Genomic DNA, 14,631 nt, shown 5'->3' with positions numbered 1-14,631 from the left:
ACCCGCTTCCACTCCGTTCCAGAGTTTTTCCCGGTCGGTCATCCAGTCGGCCGCACCTTGCGGTGCGATTATTTCCGAATGAAGCACGTTGTGCTTCTTCGTGTAATCGTGGGTTTTCTCGTACCGGTCATCCTTCATTTTTTCCCCTGCGCGGTAGGCAGCACAGGCTACCGCTGAGCGGTAGGTTACGGCCGTTCCGGATCGATATGCGGAAGCCCCGACCGCGTTGCGGCCGTTGCTACGGGAGATGGCACTCATGTGCAGGGTTGCATGCATAACCGGTTTATCTCGCTGGAAGCACGTTGCCCAGAACAGCATGGTGTACGAGGCAAGTTTATTAATTGCACGTCTAGGAGTTGCGTGCGCAACTCGGATTCGAAGATAGGTAAATTCCAAAACTTTAAAGAAAAAATATTAAGAAATTATTGGTTGTAACCGGTTGCATTTTTAACTTTTGAGAACCTTAGTACCCCTACCTTTAACCCAGTCCTCATGTCAGTGTTTACCGTTCATGCGCCTATCGGCCGCATTCCAGATAGTCCATTTTCCCCCGCATATTTCTCGGCCGGGATCGATCATTCAGTAGCTTTTTTTGAACGATTCAAAAAGTAGCCAGGAATGCAGATCGATCTTGATAAGGAGCTGTACCGGTTCAACGGTCAGCATCCGTTCACCATTCGCCAGGCGTGCGAAGGGGTGCAAATCTTTGGCGGTATCGGTAGCGGCAAGACCAGCGGAAGTGGTGCCGGTTTAGCGCGCGCCTTTCTCCGGGGTGGCTTCGGTGGCCTGGTGCTATGTGCGAAGAATGACGAAGTGGAAACCTGGAAAGCCTATGCCAAGGAGACAGGTAGACAAAACGACCTGGTAATTTTCGACACTGATGGGGATTGGATGTTCCCATTTCTGCATTATGAAATGACCCGGCCAGGGAAAGGGGCGGGCTTTACTGAAAATGTCGTGCGGCTGTTTATGACCGTGCATGAAGCGCTGAGCAGGCGCAGCGGCGGCGGCGGTGATCCTTATTGGACGAGCGCCATGCAGCAGCTGATCCGGAATGCTGTGGATCTCTCCATTATGGCGACCGGGTCCGTATCTGTGCCTCTGATGTATGATATCGTTCGAAGCGCGCCGCAGACCCTGGAACAGAAAGCAGATCCAGAATGGAAAGCAAATAGCAAATGTTGTGAGCTGCTTGTTCAAGGGAATTTTAAGCCGCTCGACCGGTGGGCAAAATTCGATTTTGATGCAGCAGCATCATTCTGGCTGCGCGAGTTCCCGAGCATTAGCCCAAAGACCCGGAGCGGGATTATTTCGATGTTTACGACAACGGCGGATTGCTTCATGCGTCGGCCGTTCCGTCAGCTTTTTTCCGAAGTACCGGAGAACCTTGACCAGATATGTTATCCGGAGTTTTCCCAGGAAGGGGTAATCATTATTCTCAATCTGCCGGTGAAAGAATTTGGCGACGCTGGCCGCGCCGCCCAGGTGGTGTATAAATATATGTGGCAGCAAGCTACGGAGCGCCGGAACGTCAAAGAGCATCCGCGACCGGTCTTTTTATGGGTTGATGAAGCGCAAAATTTTGTAACTGACTATGACATGCATTTTCAGGCAACGGCGCGAAGCAGCCGCGCCTGCACGGTGTACCTGACGCAGAACAAGCCGAACTATTACGCTGAGCTAGGCGGCGAAGGAAGCCGCGCGCGCGTGGATTCGCTGATCGGCAATCTTCAAACCAAAATATTCCATGCAAACAGCGATCCGGAAACCAACAATTACGCGGCCGAAGTGATCGGCAAGAGTTGGCAGACACGGAAAGGCGATTCAATGAACTTCGGAGGCGAATCCCTCAGTATGGGATCGAACCGAAGCGAATCATTTGATTATGATTGCCCGCCCCAACTATTCACCCGCCTACCCAAAGGGGGGCCAGAGAATGGAAATACTGTGGGTGGTATTGTTTTCCAGAATGGACGGACGTGGGGCGGAAATGAAACTTTTCTCTTTGCCACATTTAAACAACAATAGATCATGCCTAAACAATTTCGCGACGTGTCTGGCGGAAGCCAGGTGTGGGGATCAATGATCCCTGGCTATGGCTTTGCCAATTACCTGCTTGGTATTATCAGTGTTCCGATTGAAACCTTCCTCCGTCGAGATTTCGGTGAGCGCTATTACACAAAAGCCAATTTTATTGCCGGATTGGTGATCCTGTTTATTTTCAAGTCCTTCATGGGGCTATTGAATATGCTCAATCCTTTGAGTTTTTTGCGCGGTAGTAGCGGCGAAGAACCGGCAAGCTGGCTTGGGAAAATCCTTACCTGGTATTTCTTTCTCGGAATAGCACATTTCATTACGATTTGGGTACGTGATGTGACAGGCACACCGCGCCACAGCTTTGATAGTGGTAAAAGCTGGCTGCTCATTGTTGGCCGCTCGATCATCTGGATCATGAATAAAATAGTGGGGCTTTTCGTCCGGATCATTGCCGGGTTTTTACCAGGCGTTTATAAACAGCGGCTGCTTGCTAGCCTCCCAGTTTTTCGGGACGTTACCGTATTTACGGAGCGTTTTGTTGAACCAGGTTTCGTATTTTTTCTGATGCTTTTTGCCGTTTCAAACGACCAGCCAGCTACGGCTATGTGGCTAGCTTTATCCTTTGGAGCGTTGAACCTGGCAACCGGCCAGCGGCATCAACAAGACCGCGCCTTCATGCTGGATATCCGTGATCAGCTGATCGAAAGCAGGGTTTGGCAGGAAATTACGGAAGGGAAGCAGACCAAGCAGGTTCCCCGGCTGCAGCGCACCTTTAACGAAACGATGAATGAGGTAGAGAAATCACCAGAGGTTCTTGAAACCATAGCGGAAGAACAACCGGCCGTCGCCCGTGCAATTGCTGCGGTGCGTGCGCGACAGAGAAATGCACAGTTTCCAGCAGCCGAAAGCATGAGTGAGTCAACCCAGGAAGCAGTCTAAACCTCTATCTCCTAACATTATGAATTCGAATATCCCCCATAAGCACAAATTTGTTTATAAAAAAGTAAGAGCCCCCTATTCGGGGACTCTTGATTAACTGGGCTGCAATAAAAATAAAATGGTTGCTAGGTTGCCATATCAAAGTCAATCAGGGCATTTCTTCGCTCTTAAATCTCTGGGAGATGGTTTTAAAACAAAGAAGTTGTCTCCATCTAAAACGCTAGCCCTAAACCATTCAAGAATTCCATATCCCATCATTACAGACCCCATTGTAATTCTTGGCATAATTACATCCAAAGCTATCATGGCATTGAGAATATACCCTTCAACCATTTCTACTTTATATGGAGCGCTTTTATACCAATCCATTTTTACATATATTTCATGAAAACCTGGTGAAACAAGAAAGTCATCATAATCATTATGAAAAACAGATCCGACCTTAATTCCGTCAATATAAATATCTAATGGAGTGCTTTTACCGTACCAATCATTACCTCTCGAAATTCGGAAAAACGGCCTCATGTGTTTTTCATTCTTCATATATTAATAATAAATTGGTCCATCAAATGCCCAAACGCCATTTTTACTATAATAACCTGTTTTGCTGTAGTTTTTAGGCAAATGGTTTAAGAAATGGGAAACCCCCCATCCCGATATTGCCCCAATGATTCCACCAGAAATCATTCCTTTTGCAGCCCCTGGCATTCCTATTGCAGCTCCCGTTGTAGCTCCCAAGCTAGTAAAAGCCTTTGTTTTCAATTTATCCAGGTGTTCTGAGATAAATTTACTGGTGCTGTCATCATGCATGAGTACGTAAGTTTGGTTATCCCAAGGAGCATATATCATCCATACCTTACCCTGGCTATCAGCCATTAAAGAGTATTTTGGGAATAAAATATTGTAAGTCCCCTTGTCGTCACTAATCTTACGAGTTACGTCTGTATCAGAAAAAACTCCCATCGCTATTATTTTTTAGTTTTAATTAATAAATTTTAAGCAAAACTAGGCCTTCCTAGTAATGGTTCGTATGATACTCCACCATCGTCCCCGCTATCTCCCATACACCTTCCGTGGCAATCCTGGCAGCAGCATCTTGTTCTCATTCCTAATGGAGATTCACCAAATTCTATTGTATATAATTCAATTGTGTCAGAAAAAGCCTTTTTCAAATTTTCCATATCTTCATCACCTCGCATTCCAAAATAAGGGAAATGATGAATAAAATATCCAAATGTTTTCTCACAATCATGTGCATATTTTCTGGTATCTAAAATGTGCTGATGCCAAAACTTATCTACACTTTTGGTTGGAACAATGTTTTTCTCTGGATACTTAGCGAGTAAGAATAAAAAGCGTTTATACCATAACTCTATTTCATCGGCCTTATCTCGAGTTAGTGGTTCCCCTTCGTCTTCGTCAGGGTTCATAAGCTTAATTTTAATTGGATCTAAGTTTAGGGCACCTAGTCTTTCCCAAATCTCTTTAGTCGTTTGATTCTGCATAGTTACTTGATTTTGGAAATGAATACTGACCTACAAAATATAAAAATATCAAAGGAAAAATATGTTTTGTAACAATAATTTAATAAAAACACGATCAAAAATAGTTTAATTCTACAACTGCGTAGTATGATTGCTATATATGTGTAGTAGATTAGGGTCGAACTTATGAAAACATATGAGAAGAGAATAGATGTTGAGCGAGAGAAAGTGACCCAGGATTATGCTAGATTTCGCGACAGGCAATACTTGCTAGCTTTTTGTGGTGGAATCATAGGGCTTTTTGGGTGCGATTTTAAAGACCTAAAAAGCCGCTTCTTGCTCATTACAGGGTTGGCCGGAATAGCTACTTCCATTTTTATAGGAAATAAGGCGAAGGATTGCAAGAAACAGGCCGTAAAGCTTGGCCCGCAGGAAATAGTGTTGCCTAGATCGAGTGCTAGATTAGAAGATTTACCTGACTTCGGAGAGAAAGCAAATATTTCGTGGAGAGAGGCAGTACGCTCTAATGATTATACTGAAATTGAGCCCATGAATAGATAATATATCCATTTGTGCGATTAAATCTGGGACCTATGCTTCATGCCGATGCAGGATAAGCCCCCTTTTTTCATTCGAAAAGGGATCTTAAGCTCACAGTGTACACATACATACAACCGTTTGTATGTGTACAAATCCGTCCGGAATCATTAGTTTTACCGGCATGAAAAAAGCCATTGCCTATTTCCGAGTCTCGACCGACCGCCAGGGGAAAAGCAGGCTGGGTCTGGAAGCCCAGCACCAGGCCGTACACCTGTTCGCACAACGGGAAGGCTACCAGGTTACGGCCGAATTTACCGAGATCGAGAGCGGAAAGAAAAACAATCGGCCGGAGCTAATGGCTGCTTTGTTGCAGTGCAAAAAACAGAAGGCAACGCTGATCATTGCAAAGCTCGACCGGCTTGGCCGCAATGTGGCATTCATCGCAAACCTGATGGAAAGCAGGGTTGATTTTCTCGCGGTAGATAATCCGCATGCAAATCGCCTAATGGTACACATGCTGGCCGCATTTGCGGAACATGAGCGCGAGCAGATTAGCACCAGGACAAAGGCAGCATTACAGGCCGCAAAACGTCGGGGTGTAGAGCTAGGCAGACACGGCCGTGAAGTGGAGAGTAAGAAGAACGCAAAAGCCGCTGATCAGTTTGCGCAAACCATGCGAACAACCATCAATGAGCTGAAAGCCGAAGGCTTTACTACGGTGCGTGAGATCAGCGAAGAACTGAACCGGAGGGAGGTTGAGACCTTTCGTAAAAGCGGCCAAAGATGGCATCCTACATCGGTTCAAAGATTATTGAAGCGTTTATAAATACAAATATCATTATATCAGTTAGTTAGATAATAAAAAGTATATATAAAAAGATATATATAATAGTATTTATTATAAAATATTGTTGTGTATCGGTTAGATATCGATAAGTATATTCCTACATTTAGGCTTTATTACCAAAAGGGGACTTATGATATTCGCAACTGGTGGAATTAAAGGTGGGACCGGCAAGACGACTATTGCCGTTAACCTGGCCGTTTATTTAAGCAATCTTGGCCGAGATGTTTTACTGGTCGATGCAGATGATCAGGGATCTTCGTATGAGTTTTCTTCGCAGCGTGAAGCTACCACCGAAGGCAAAATGGGATACACACTGATTCGCTTATCTGAGAAATCTGTCCGGAGTGAGGTTTTAAAACTTACGGATAAGTTTTCAGATATCATCATCGATACAGGCGGGCGTGATACGATTAGCCAGCGTGCCGCATTATCTATTGCTGATGTTTACCTGGTGCCATTCAATCCTCGATCACTTGATATCTGGACATTGGAGCCGGTCGAAAAACTGGTTTCTGAAATGCAGATTGGTAACCCGAAGCTCAGAGCTTTCAGTTTTATTAATCGCGGAGATTCCAAGGGAACCGATAACCAGGATGTAAGTGATCTACTCTCAGAATCCGAAACCGTGACGTACCTCAATGTCATTCTTACTAATCGAAAAGCTTTTGCAAACGCGATTAGTTACGGACTGGGGATTGCTGAATTAAAGCCATCAGATCCAAAAGCAGTTGGTGAGTTTAAAAACCTATATGACTCGATGATAAAAGCATTAAAATTAAAGTAGTTATGAAGGAAATGTATATATTAAAAAATATTATTGTATATATACATTAATATACTATTTTTGGTTATCTGTTAGATATAAAGAAAGATATTATGGCAATCGCGCGAAAAGCACCTCCGAAAGCAAAGAATGATCAACCGATAATTTCGGAGAAGGATATCGATGCGCTGATCAACAAGGGCGGATCATCAACAAAGGCCAATCAAAAAGCTACCGAGGATGAAGATTACGTAAAGCCCGTATTGCTGAAAGTGTATCAAAGTCAGATCCGGGACATTGAGGATATTTTATCAGGATTACCAAAACGGCAGCAAATCTCCCGTCATGCCTATATTATTCAAGCCATCGATGAGAAGATCCAACGTGATAAGGGCAAGCGCAAATAATTAGAATTTCAAGTGTAGGATTAATCAGTTTAACGGATAGCGCTGTATGCCAAAAAAGGAATTTTTCGAGGTTAGGCTAGATCGGTCAATGTTGGACATTGCAACCGATAAAGGAACTATCGAGGACGCAGTTTTCCAGCATTCTGTGCTATGCCAAACCTTCCTGCCTTATCGCAATCCTGGTGACGATGTTACATTGTGGCAGCAGAAGCAGGGTAATGCTCATTTGGCTGTCAGTGCGACACCCTATCTAAATCCAAAGACGAGCCAATACGAAGTTTTGGGAATTCCTTATGGAACCAAAGCGCGCCTAATTCTTGCGCATATCAACACGGAAGCCATTCGCACTCAGAGTAATATAATCAATGTTGAAGATAGCATGACTGCCTTCATCAAAGGATTAGGCCTTAGTACGGACGGCCGGACGGTTCGAGAGGTGAAAGAACAGTTGCGCAGGCTAAGTGCATCTACGCTCAGCGTTGGGTTTACGGATGGTATACAATCCGTCCAGGTGGATTTTAAAATCGTTAAGGCCTTTGATCTGTGGTTTCCTAAAAATGGCAATCAGCGAGTGCTATGGCCTTCCACAGTGAAATTGACCGATGACTATTTCAATAGCCTTATGAATCATGCTGTTCCATTGGATGAACGAGCATTAGCGGCACTATCAAATAACGCCATGGCAATGGATATTTATTCCTGGCTAGCGCAACGATTACACCGCATACCAGCAAGTAAACCTAACTTCGTCCCTTGGGCAAACCTTAAAGAGCAGTTTGGGCAGGGCTATGAGCGAATGGATAATTTCAAAGCGGTTTTTCGCAAAACTTTGGATATGGCCCTAAAGCAATATCCTTGGGCAATAGGAAAGATCGAAGAAATTGAGAATAAAGGCTTTAAGCTCTCCCAAGCCCAACCTCCCGTACTACCAAAAAGACTTTCCCGATGACAGAAAGGCACGTGCAGTTTGTGGGGTTGATTACCAGCAGGTGTCCGGAGTCTGATCAAACGCTCACTTAAAAAGTACGTGAACTTTGTAGGAGTTTTTAGAATAATAGTCTGAAAATCAAAAACATATTCATTTCTTCATGCCTCTGTGGAAAACACTAACATGGTCACTTCACATTCATTGTCAGACAATTATTGTAAGTTATTGAAAATCAATTGATTGTGAATTTTAAAAAGCACGTGAACTTTGTAGGAGATAATTGAATCAAATTTTTGATTATCAGTACGTTAAAAAGTTATCCACGTGAACTTTGTAGGAGCCTTGGGACAAAAAAAGTTATCCACGTGAACTTTGTAGGAGGGAGGGTACTTATCCACGTGAACTTTGTAGGATAAAAGGCAAGTTATCCACGTGAACTTTGTAGGACAAACCTATATTTATAAAAACCTATAATAATAAATCCTATAGCTGTAGCCCCCAAATTGTGGAAAACTCCAAACCTGCCTTTGAAAAATTATCTTGCTGGTGAAAAGAGAAAGAGGGGGTGGGGCGGCTGCGCGATTCACGAGCATTTAACAGTATGAAGTTGCAGAAAGTACCAATATTTGGTACTTTTATTTCAGGTGCAATTAGAAATAGTAACTCCATGAAAAGAAACACATCCATTACCGTAGGTTCACATTTTGAAACCTTCATTCAGGATCAGATCGAAAATGGTCGCTATGCTTCCACCAGTGAAGTAGTACGCGCAGGCTTGCGACTGCTCGAGCAGGAAGAAGAAAAATTGAAAGCGCTACGCTTAGCGTTGATCGAAGGTGAGAAAAGCGGGTTCATTGATAATTTTGATCCGCAGACCTTCAAAGAGAAATTGAAGCAGCGTCACCTGGTGTAGCATGTCGCAATACAAACTTTCGAGGCTGGCCGGGCGAGATATTGAAGATATTTGGGATTACACCGTTTCCGAATGGTCATTAAATCAGGCTGAAAAATATACAGATGGCCTTTTTTGGTGCTTCGAATCCATTGCAGACGGCGAGATCCAGGGCAAGGCGGTTGATCATGTGCGGCCAGGCTACAAAAAAGCCTCATACGGAAAGCACATTATCTTTTTTAAAGATGCTGGTGATATTGTTGAGATTATCCGCGTTTTGCATTCCAGTATGGACATAGAAAGCCGGTTACGGGATGAACACTGAACAGGCCAAAAAGCTATCCCTGCCGCATTTGCTCCAAAAGCTGGGGCATACCCCTTCAAAAGTGACAAAAGGGGGTAATGAGCTATGGTATCCGTCACCGTTCCGGAATGAGACAGATGCGAGTTTTCACACCTCGTTCATTGGTGGAAAATGGATCTGGAATGACTTCGGAGATATTGGGGGTACTGTCGTTGATTTCGCTATGCGTTATTGGGAATGTTCAATTTCGGAAGCGTTAGCCCATTTGGACCAGTATGCACCTGGTGCAGCCAGGTCAGACACAAAACCCGATCTTTTTTCTTTTCACCAGCACCCCCACCGCGAAGCGGTCGAAAATTTTTTGCCGGATCGTCAGCTGCAGCTGATCGAGACAAAACCCATTACCAGCCCGGCCATCCTCAATTATTTATCCCGTGAACGTAGCATTCCGGCGGAGCTGGCTAAGCGTTACCTGGTCGAGATCCGATATCAGAATACAGGAGTCGGAAAGTCGTTTTTTGGCTTTGGCATGCGTAATGAATCCGGTGGCCATGAGGTACGGGTAGCGCTTGCCAGCCATAAGTTTAAATCGGCCATCGATGCGCGGGATATTACCGTTATCCCAGGCAGTGACCCGAGCGATACGAGCGCTAGCCTGTTTGAAGGCATGACGGATTTCCTTTCGCTCCTGGTGATGCAGGGAAAAACAGCGTTACCTGGTAGGGCGATCATTATGCACTCGCTTTCATCCCATGCACGCACCGTCGATTATCTGCGAAACAATGCTGCCCAGGAGATCCGGACTTACCTGGATAACAATGATGCCGGTCAGAAGGGTACGGAAAAGCTCAAAGCGGAATTTGGGGACGCTGTCATATCATTCAGCCAAAGCTTTGCGCCTTACGTGGATCTGAACGACGCTTTGCGGGCTATGCATGCCCGGCGATCCGGCCAGTCTTTGGGCTAAGCGATAGGGTAGGGGAAAGCTGGTTAAGCCCTGGGGTGTGATGAGCCAGGCAAACTATCCAGCTCGCTTGCGTCACCAACTATTATTTTCGCCTGCCTTCGGCTTCCCCGCCCACCAAAATAACAGCCGGTTTGCGCGCCTTCCGCTGGATGACTCAATGCCTGTCATCCACTGAAAGGGCAACCAATGAAGCTTTTCACTAAATCCCAATATCAGCAGCTCCTTAAAAACGGCACCGGCGCGAATCGCGGAAAAGACCATTTCCCGGTCGTCAAACTTTTTACCCCGGATGCGCAAGCGACCTGGTTACTGATCGATATCGATCCGGAAGATCCTGATATGGCGTTTGGCCTGTGTGACCTGGGAATGGGTTATCCGGAATTGGGTTATGTCAGCCTGGCCGAGCTTACCAGCCTTCGCGGAAAACTCGGCTTGCCCATCGAGCGGGATATGCATTTTGTCGCCGCACATCCGCTGAGCGTTTACACCGAAGCAGCCCGATCCCAGGAGGGAATTACAACCAATTTTGATCAATTGGCACAAGCAGCAGCATGCTTGAAGGATCGAAGATCCTGATGGAAAAGTAGATAGAAATGTGCCGGCATGCCGGCACATAATTTTTTCAAGTATCTGCTCTAAGCGCCTTTACCTACGGGCTTTGCAACTTTCCTTATTTTTCGAAATCGGCCGTATTAGTTTTGATTCGTAGTCCTGCTTTATCAGATGCAGAATGGAGGTTTTTACTGCTTTTTGTTGTCCTACGACTTTAGCCAGATTGCAGTAAATATTTACACACACTAAAATTTTCAACCAATGAAAATGCGAAAAACGGCCACAGCAAGGCCAGAACCTTCAAAATCAACAAAGACCACATTAGAGCGTATTGCGACCGGCTTCACTATCGCGGTGGGAGTCTGCAAGCTTGTCGAGTTCTGTTACTCGGAGCCAGGCCAGGCGCTTTTTCAGTCCTTCCTGGGAATGATCGGCATGCAATGACACGCAAAAAACCGTTGCAAATCGGTTTTTAACCCGTAAAGTTTAAAGAAGAACAAGGGGGTTTTAATGGCAAATAACCGCGTTGAATTGCTCGGCCATCTTGGCGGAGATCCAAAAATCATCGAGAAGGATGGGAAAAGCTTTATTGCCCTGTCCGTTGCCACTGCAGACGCTTATCCGGTCAAGGAAGGCGAAGAAACTGTTTGGAAAGAACGTGAAACCGTTTGGCATGATGTGCTGGTGTTTAAGCCAATCACCATGAACTATGCACGGGATCTGAAAAAAGGTGATCGTGTTCGACTCACCGGCGAGCTTTCCTATCGCAGCTTTGATGATACGAATGGGAAAAAGCGAAAGGAAGCGACGATTTTCGGCACTTACATCGAAAAGGTGCAGTACGAAAAGCAAGAGCGCCTGGATTACGATTTCCCGCCGCAGGAATAGCTGATGAAAGAAATAATAATTGAAGTTAGTGATGACAGCGATTTTGTGCTTATCAAAGCATTGGTGCAACGCTTAGGCTTAACCGTAAGGGGAACCGCTATCGAAAATGCACCGTGGTGGGAAGGAATGAATTTGGATGAGCATTTGATAACTCCATCTAAGCCCAGTTAATTTACTGTTGTCATCAAAGCTTCGCATTTATTGTCTGAAACCTGGTGTATAATTAGGGTATGACAGATAAGATTGTAGAATTCCCAATTAGCAAAATTGGAAATTACGATCACCTGACGGAAAGGGAGATCGTTTATCAATTACGCCTGGAAGCCATCGAACTAATCAACCGGCTTAACACCAGGAAAACATATCTGCCGTTAGGTACGGATATGGAAGGGCTTCACACGATCAATCAGCTGTGCATTGAACATGGCTTTGGCACACTGGATTTTACCGATATAAAGCCGGTAAATGTCGCCCAAATGGGGTATCTTTCAGAAGACTAAACTCCTTCTGAAATGTCCAAAGACCTTGATGATCTGATCAAAAGCCTTCCGCCCGAAAGACGGGCTACCTTTGATAAAGCACAATCCCAAATCCAAGGCTTGAAAGCACAAGAACAGAGCTTTGCCCAGGATACAAACCCAGCGCATATTCCCAATCAAAACGCCATGCAGCGTGAAGCGCCAGGCGAGAATGCGGTTTTCCAACACGATAATAAGGCGATGGAAAACAAGTATTACCCCGATCAAAAGCCGGAAATGCAGGGGAATAGCAAGGAGGTTGATCAAATGCTTTCAAACCAAAGCAAGGCACAGACAATCGATACCGGAAAAGAGCTGAACCAGCAGCACCAGGTTAGCCACGATAAAGAGCAAGACCACGAGCGATAACACCAGGCGGTCAAATTTCCTCATACAGCAGTATCCAGCACCCATTGGCGGGGTAGGGTTGTAAAATCCTATTCCGCCTTCCTATCGTCGTTTTTTGGCGGCTTATCGAATGCGCTACGAATTGTCAGTTTCTGGATGATCGGCCCGTCATAGCCTGGCCGCAGCCGATCCGTTTTCCCATTGTATTCGCGCAGCTCGTAAACAACCTCGCGCAGAAATGCGCGTTCAATTTCCTCCATGCCAGTGCCGGTCATGATAAATTGATGCGTTGTGGTAAAGACCGTCAGAGTTTCGGACGGTGTGTATTTCCAACCCAGCAAGTAGGCGTACCCACAGCCGATAATTTCGCCATCGCTGGTAATGATATGAAAGCGCGCAGACTTGCGGCCGCGCACTTTGACCAATGCATCATAAGCACCATCACGGCCGTCCAGTTCATCCGCAGCCGGATCGGTCGGTTTGCGGTTAAGATCGTTCAGTGCATTTTTATTATCGATCATTCCACGATTAGTTATGTTCCTGATCTTTTCCACCATAGGCACATTCTGCGCCATACATTACCTCATGCTTCGGTAGACTCATCAACCCAGCCAATGCCTTTGAGTTTTCCTATGATCAAATTATCGATGATTTTTGGAATGGAAGTATCCCAAGGGTATTCAGATTTTTGATTGAGCCATTCTAACGCATGCTTTCTGAAATGTTCATTTAAAGCAATTGGCTTGAAAAGTTTGAGGTGAATTTCCCGGAGCAGTTCATATTCGTCCCAGTTGCGAGGGGGAGTTGTGTCTTTCTTTTGGTTCAAAAACTGAAATGTGTATTGCCGATCCACAGGAGCAATAATATCTGGAATGTAGTGGGCTAGAACTTTTGACACTCCTACAATTTTGACTCCGGAAGCCATTGGATTTAATGTATGAAACAATTCTTTGATGTAGTCAAATTCGAGGCCACTACTATTTTCTAATTTAGCATCACCGAGTTTTGTAAAAATGGGTTCGCAGTCTTTGATGCTTTTTTCAAAAATATCGAAGTTGTTCAGTTTTGCACCTTTTTTACCCATCCGATGCATTCCCCAAGCGGTTAAAGCGGCATAGACAAATTCGATTTTTTCAGGATTCTTTAACTCTAGTGCCCGGATATGAAAATGAAGACTTGGCCCGGTAAACCCGACTTCTTTGTAATGTTGGTCATGATATTTTACACAGTTTTCGGTAATGTCGTTGACTAAAGTAGCCCAGTTTATAATCTTTTTTGCCATGATGATGGAGGAAATGGGTTTAAATTGAGAGAGGTAATTTAACAACCTTATCGATCATACCAAGATTGATTTTGTTCCTGGTCTTTGCCGCCGTAGGCATGTTCTGCACCATACATGACCTCATAATATTTATGCGCCAGATCGTCCCGGACGTGATCCACGCCCTTTGCGGCCAGGTAGGTTAACTGATTGTAGGCGCTGTAATATTTATGGTCGGACTGTGCAGAAGCCGCAAAGTTTTGCTGCTCCGCCTTCCGCCTGGCTTGGCCGATGGTCGATGGTTCCCCGCGTTTTTCAATGTGCCAAACGGGCGTAGGCCTATTGGTTTCCGGCTGGTGATACCGGTCATCCAACGTCTTGCGCCGTTGCAGATCCCGGTGTTTCACCAGGTCAAAGCGGATCTCTGATTCTGCTTTTTCGGAGGCATCATTGAGATGCTTTTCGTAGGAAAGCTGCAATTCCTGCAAAAACTCGACCCCATCGAGGCCGCCATTTTTGTAGCCGGTCAGCTTCTTGCCGAAGCCCTGGCCTTCCGCTGGCCGCAGAGTAAACATCACATGAGCATGCGGGTTTTTCTCGCCATCGGCGGCATCGGGTGCATGGATTGCATAATCTGTGACTAGTCCCCGGCGGGTCAAATTCTCCTGAATGAACCCGCGCACTACTTCTTTTTGCTCATCCACCGTCAGGTTCCGAGGCAGGATTAGTAGCGCCTCTTTGGCAAGCTGCGCATCCTTTCTCTTTTCACCCGCTTCCACTCCGTTCCAGAGTTTTTCCCGGTCGGTCATCCAGTCGGCCGCACCTTGCGGTGCGATTATTTCCGAATGAAGCACGTTGTGCTTCTTCGTGTAATCGTGGGTTTTCTCGTACCGGTCATCCTTCATTTTTTCCCCTGCGCGGTAGGCAGCACAGGCTACCGCTGAGCGGTAGGTTAC

The 14,631-nt window shown here is 45.5% G+C and carries 22 protein-coding genes; 15 read left to right on the top strand and 7 right to left on the bottom strand.

The window, feature by feature from the left end; translation table 11 throughout:
• Positions 1 to 258, bottom strand: a 258-nt coding sequence (locus tag EQG79_RS30650) for a MobA/MobL family protein (RefSeq protein WP_165358995.1), incomplete at its 3' end; no start/stop codon positions are given.
• A gap of 360 nt (positions 259 to 618) precedes the next feature.
• On the opposite strand from EQG79_RS30650, the gene EQG79_RS30645 reads away from it, so the two are divergent.
• Positions 619 to 2,028, top strand: a complete 1,410-nt coding sequence (locus EQG79_RS30645) for a type IV secretory system conjugative DNA transfer family protein (RefSeq protein WP_129607036.1) — start codon at positions 619 to 621, stop codon at positions 2,026 to 2,028.
• A gap of 3 nt (positions 2,029 to 2,031) precedes the next feature.
• Positions 2,032 to 2,976: a hypothetical protein gene (locus EQG79_RS30640; protein WP_129607034.1), complete on the top strand. Its 945-nt coding sequence runs from the start codon at positions 2,032 to 2,034 to the stop codon at positions 2,974 to 2,976.
• Positions 2,977 to 3,120: 144 nt separating this feature from the next.
• Here the strand turns inward: EQG79_RS30640 and EQG79_RS30635 are convergent, their stop codons facing one another.
• The 3 genes from EQG79_RS30635 to EQG79_RS30625 are packed head-to-tail and all read right to left on the bottom strand — an operon-like array spanning position 3,121 to position 4,481.
• Positions 3,121 to 3,519 (bottom strand): hypothetical protein, encoded by a 399-nt coding sequence (locus EQG79_RS30635; protein WP_129607032.1) that lies wholly within the window; start codon positions 3,517 to 3,519, stop codon positions 3,121 to 3,123.
• 3 nt (positions 3,520 to 3,522) lie between these two features.
• Positions 3,523 to 3,939: a hypothetical protein gene (locus EQG79_RS30630; protein ID WP_129607030.1), complete on the bottom strand. Its 417-nt coding sequence runs from the start codon at positions 3,937 to 3,939 to the stop codon at positions 3,523 to 3,525.
• A 32-nt stretch (positions 3,940 to 3,971) separates the two neighbouring features.
• Complete coding sequence (locus EQG79_RS30625; protein ID WP_129607027.1) at positions 3,972 to 4,481, bottom strand: glycine-rich domain-containing protein; 510 nt, start codon at positions 4,479 to 4,481, stop codon at positions 3,972 to 3,974.
• A gap of 165 nt (positions 4,482 to 4,646) precedes the next feature.
• Between EQG79_RS30625 and EQG79_RS30620 the strand changes: the two genes are divergently transcribed.
• The 13 genes from EQG79_RS30620 to EQG79_RS30565 all read left to right on the top strand — a co-directional run bounded on the left by EQG79_RS30620 (position 4,647) and on the right by EQG79_RS30565 (position 12,435).
• Entirely contained in the window at positions 4,647 to 5,021 is a 375-nt protein-coding gene (locus EQG79_RS30620; RefSeq protein WP_129607025.1) for a hypothetical protein, read from the top strand.
• 160 nt (positions 5,022 to 5,181) lie between these two features.
• Complete coding sequence (locus EQG79_RS30615) at positions 5,182 to 5,826, top strand: recombinase family protein (protein ID WP_129607023.1); 645 nt, start codon at positions 5,182 to 5,184, stop codon at positions 5,824 to 5,826.
• Between the two features lie 151 nt (positions 5,827 to 5,977).
• Positions 5,978 to 6,631: a nucleotide-binding protein gene (locus EQG79_RS30610; protein ID WP_129607021.1), complete on the top strand. Its 654-nt coding sequence runs from the start codon at positions 5,978 to 5,980 to the stop codon at positions 6,629 to 6,631.
• Between the two features lie 92 nt (positions 6,632 to 6,723).
• Positions 6,724 to 7,017, top strand: coding sequence for a hypothetical protein (locus EQG79_RS30605; RefSeq protein ID WP_129607019.1), 294 nt, complete (start codon positions 6,724 to 6,726; stop codon positions 7,015 to 7,017).
• 46 nt (positions 7,018 to 7,063) lie between these two features.
• Entirely contained in the window at positions 7,064 to 7,966 is a 903-nt protein-coding gene (locus EQG79_RS30600) for a replication protein RepA (RefSeq protein WP_129607017.1), read from the top strand.
• A 580-nt stretch (positions 7,967 to 8,546) separates the two neighbouring features.
• On the top strand, positions 8,547 to 8,858 hold the full coding sequence (locus EQG79_RS30595; RefSeq protein ID WP_240699524.1) for a type II toxin-antitoxin system ParD family antitoxin: 312 nt from the start codon (positions 8,547 to 8,549) through the stop codon (positions 8,856 to 8,858).
• Between the two features lies 1 nt (position 8,859).
• A complete protein-coding gene (locus EQG79_RS30590; RefSeq protein ID WP_129607015.1) occupies positions 8,860 to 9,162 on the top strand; it encodes a type II toxin-antitoxin system RelE/ParE family toxin in 303 nt (100 codons plus the stop codon).
• Positions 9,152 to 10,108 carry a toprim domain-containing protein gene (locus EQG79_RS30585; protein ID WP_129607013.1) on the top strand — a complete coding sequence of 319 codons (957 nt, stop codon included), beginning with the start codon at positions 9,152 to 9,154 and terminating at the stop codon, positions 10,106 to 10,108. The genes EQG79_RS30590 and EQG79_RS30585 overlap by 11 nt, the downstream gene beginning before the upstream one ends.
• A gap of 186 nt (positions 10,109 to 10,294) precedes the next feature.
• A complete protein-coding gene (locus EQG79_RS30580) occupies positions 10,295 to 10,684 on the top strand; it encodes a DUF2958 domain-containing protein (protein WP_129607011.1) in 390 nt (129 codons plus the stop codon).
• Positions 10,685 to 11,170: 486 nt separating this feature from the next.
• Positions 11,171 to 11,548, top strand: coding sequence for a single-stranded DNA-binding protein (locus tag EQG79_RS30575; RefSeq protein ID WP_129607009.1), 378 nt, complete (start codon positions 11,171 to 11,173; stop codon positions 11,546 to 11,548).
• Between the two features lie 3 nt (positions 11,549 to 11,551).
• A complete protein-coding gene (locus EQG79_RS31165) occupies positions 11,552 to 11,719 on the top strand; it encodes a hypothetical protein (RefSeq protein WP_165358994.1) in 168 nt (55 codons plus the stop codon).
• A 59-nt stretch (positions 11,720 to 11,778) separates the two neighbouring features.
• Positions 11,779 to 12,048, top strand: coding sequence for a hypothetical protein (locus tag EQG79_RS30570; protein WP_129607007.1), 270 nt, complete (start codon positions 11,779 to 11,781; stop codon positions 12,046 to 12,048).
• A gap of 12 nt (positions 12,049 to 12,060) precedes the next feature.
• Positions 12,061 to 12,435, top strand: coding sequence for a hypothetical protein (locus tag EQG79_RS30565; protein ID WP_129607005.1), 375 nt, complete (start codon positions 12,061 to 12,063; stop codon positions 12,433 to 12,435).
• A 68-nt stretch (positions 12,436 to 12,503) separates the two neighbouring features.
• Here EQG79_RS30565 and EQG79_RS30560 read toward each other — a convergent pair whose 3' ends face one another.
• The 3 genes from EQG79_RS30560 to EQG79_RS30550 all read right to left on the bottom strand — a co-directional run.
• Positions 12,504 to 12,935 carry a hypothetical protein gene (locus EQG79_RS30560; RefSeq protein ID WP_129607003.1) on the bottom strand — a complete coding sequence of 144 codons (432 nt, stop codon included), beginning with the start codon at positions 12,933 to 12,935 and terminating at the stop codon, positions 12,504 to 12,506.
• A 62-nt stretch (positions 12,936 to 12,997) separates the two neighbouring features.
• Entirely contained in the window at positions 12,998 to 13,696 is a 699-nt protein-coding gene (locus EQG79_RS30555; protein WP_129607001.1) for a hypothetical protein, read from the bottom strand.
• Between the two features lie 47 nt (positions 13,697 to 13,743).
• Positions 13,744 to 14,631 (bottom strand): MobA/MobL family protein (locus tag EQG79_RS30550; RefSeq protein ID WP_165358993.1); only part of this gene is annotated, 888 nt, incomplete at its 5' end.

Origin of the sequence: Spirosoma sordidisoli (genome assembly GCF_004138325.1) — a bacterium.
Lineage (GTDB): Bacteria > Bacteroidota > Bacteroidia > Cytophagales > Spirosomataceae > Spirosoma > Spirosoma sordidisoli.
Note: the sequence above shows the minus strand (reverse complement) of the source record. Positions and strands in the feature narration are given on the sequence as shown.

Coding starts and splice junctions, on each gene's coding strand:
- EQG79_RS30645 (WP_129607036.1), top strand. CDS start 619: ATGCAGATCGATCTTGATAAGGAGCTGTACCGGTTCAACGGTCAGCAT.
- EQG79_RS30640 (WP_129607034.1), top strand. CDS start 2,032: ATGCCTAAACAATTTCGCGACGTGTCTGGCGGAAGCCAGGTGTGGGGA.
- EQG79_RS30635 (WP_129607032.1), bottom strand. CDS start 3,519: ATGAAGAATGAAAAACACATGAGGCCGTTTTTCCGAATTTCGAGAGGT.
- EQG79_RS30630 (WP_129607030.1), bottom strand. CDS start 3,939: ATGGGAGTTTTTTCTGATACAGACGTAACTCGTAAGATTAGTGACGAC.
- EQG79_RS30625 (WP_129607027.1), bottom strand. CDS start 4,481: ATGCAGAATCAAACGACTAAAGAGATTTGGGAAAGACTAGGTGCCCTA.
- EQG79_RS30620 (WP_129607025.1), top strand. CDS start 4,647: ATGAAAACATATGAGAAGAGAATAGATGTTGAGCGAGAGAAAGTGACC.
- EQG79_RS30615 (WP_129607023.1), top strand. CDS start 5,182: ATGAAAAAAGCCATTGCCTATTTCCGAGTCTCGACCGACCGCCAGGGG.
- EQG79_RS30610 (WP_129607021.1), top strand. CDS start 5,978: ATGATATTCGCAACTGGTGGAATTAAAGGTGGGACCGGCAAGACGACT.
- EQG79_RS30605 (WP_129607019.1), top strand. CDS start 6,724: ATGGCAATCGCGCGAAAAGCACCTCCGAAAGCAAAGAATGATCAACCG.
- EQG79_RS30600 (WP_129607017.1), top strand. CDS start 7,064: ATGCCAAAAAAGGAATTTTTCGAGGTTAGGCTAGATCGGTCAATGTTG.
- EQG79_RS30595 (WP_240699524.1), top strand. CDS start 8,547: ATGAAGTTGCAGAAAGTACCAATATTTGGTACTTTTATTTCAGGTGCA.
- EQG79_RS30590 (WP_129607015.1), top strand. CDS start 8,860: ATGTCGCAATACAAACTTTCGAGGCTGGCCGGGCGAGATATTGAAGAT.
- EQG79_RS30585 (WP_129607013.1), top strand. CDS start 9,152: ATGAACACTGAACAGGCCAAAAAGCTATCCCTGCCGCATTTGCTCCAA.
- EQG79_RS30580 (WP_129607011.1), top strand. CDS start 10,295: ATGAAGCTTTTCACTAAATCCCAATATCAGCAGCTCCTTAAAAACGGC.
- EQG79_RS30575 (WP_129607009.1), top strand. CDS start 11,171: ATGGCAAATAACCGCGTTGAATTGCTCGGCCATCTTGGCGGAGATCCA.
- EQG79_RS31165 (WP_165358994.1), top strand. CDS start 11,552: ATGAAAGAAATAATAATTGAAGTTAGTGATGACAGCGATTTTGTGCTT.
- EQG79_RS30570 (WP_129607007.1), top strand. CDS start 11,779: ATGACAGATAAGATTGTAGAATTCCCAATTAGCAAAATTGGAAATTAC.
- EQG79_RS30565 (WP_129607005.1), top strand. CDS start 12,061: ATGTCCAAAGACCTTGATGATCTGATCAAAAGCCTTCCGCCCGAAAGA.
- EQG79_RS30560 (WP_129607003.1), bottom strand. CDS start 12,935: ATGATCGATAATAAAAATGCACTGAACGATCTTAACCGCAAACCGACC.
- EQG79_RS30555 (WP_129607001.1), bottom strand. CDS start 13,696: ATGGCAAAAAAGATTATAAACTGGGCTACTTTAGTCAACGACATTACC.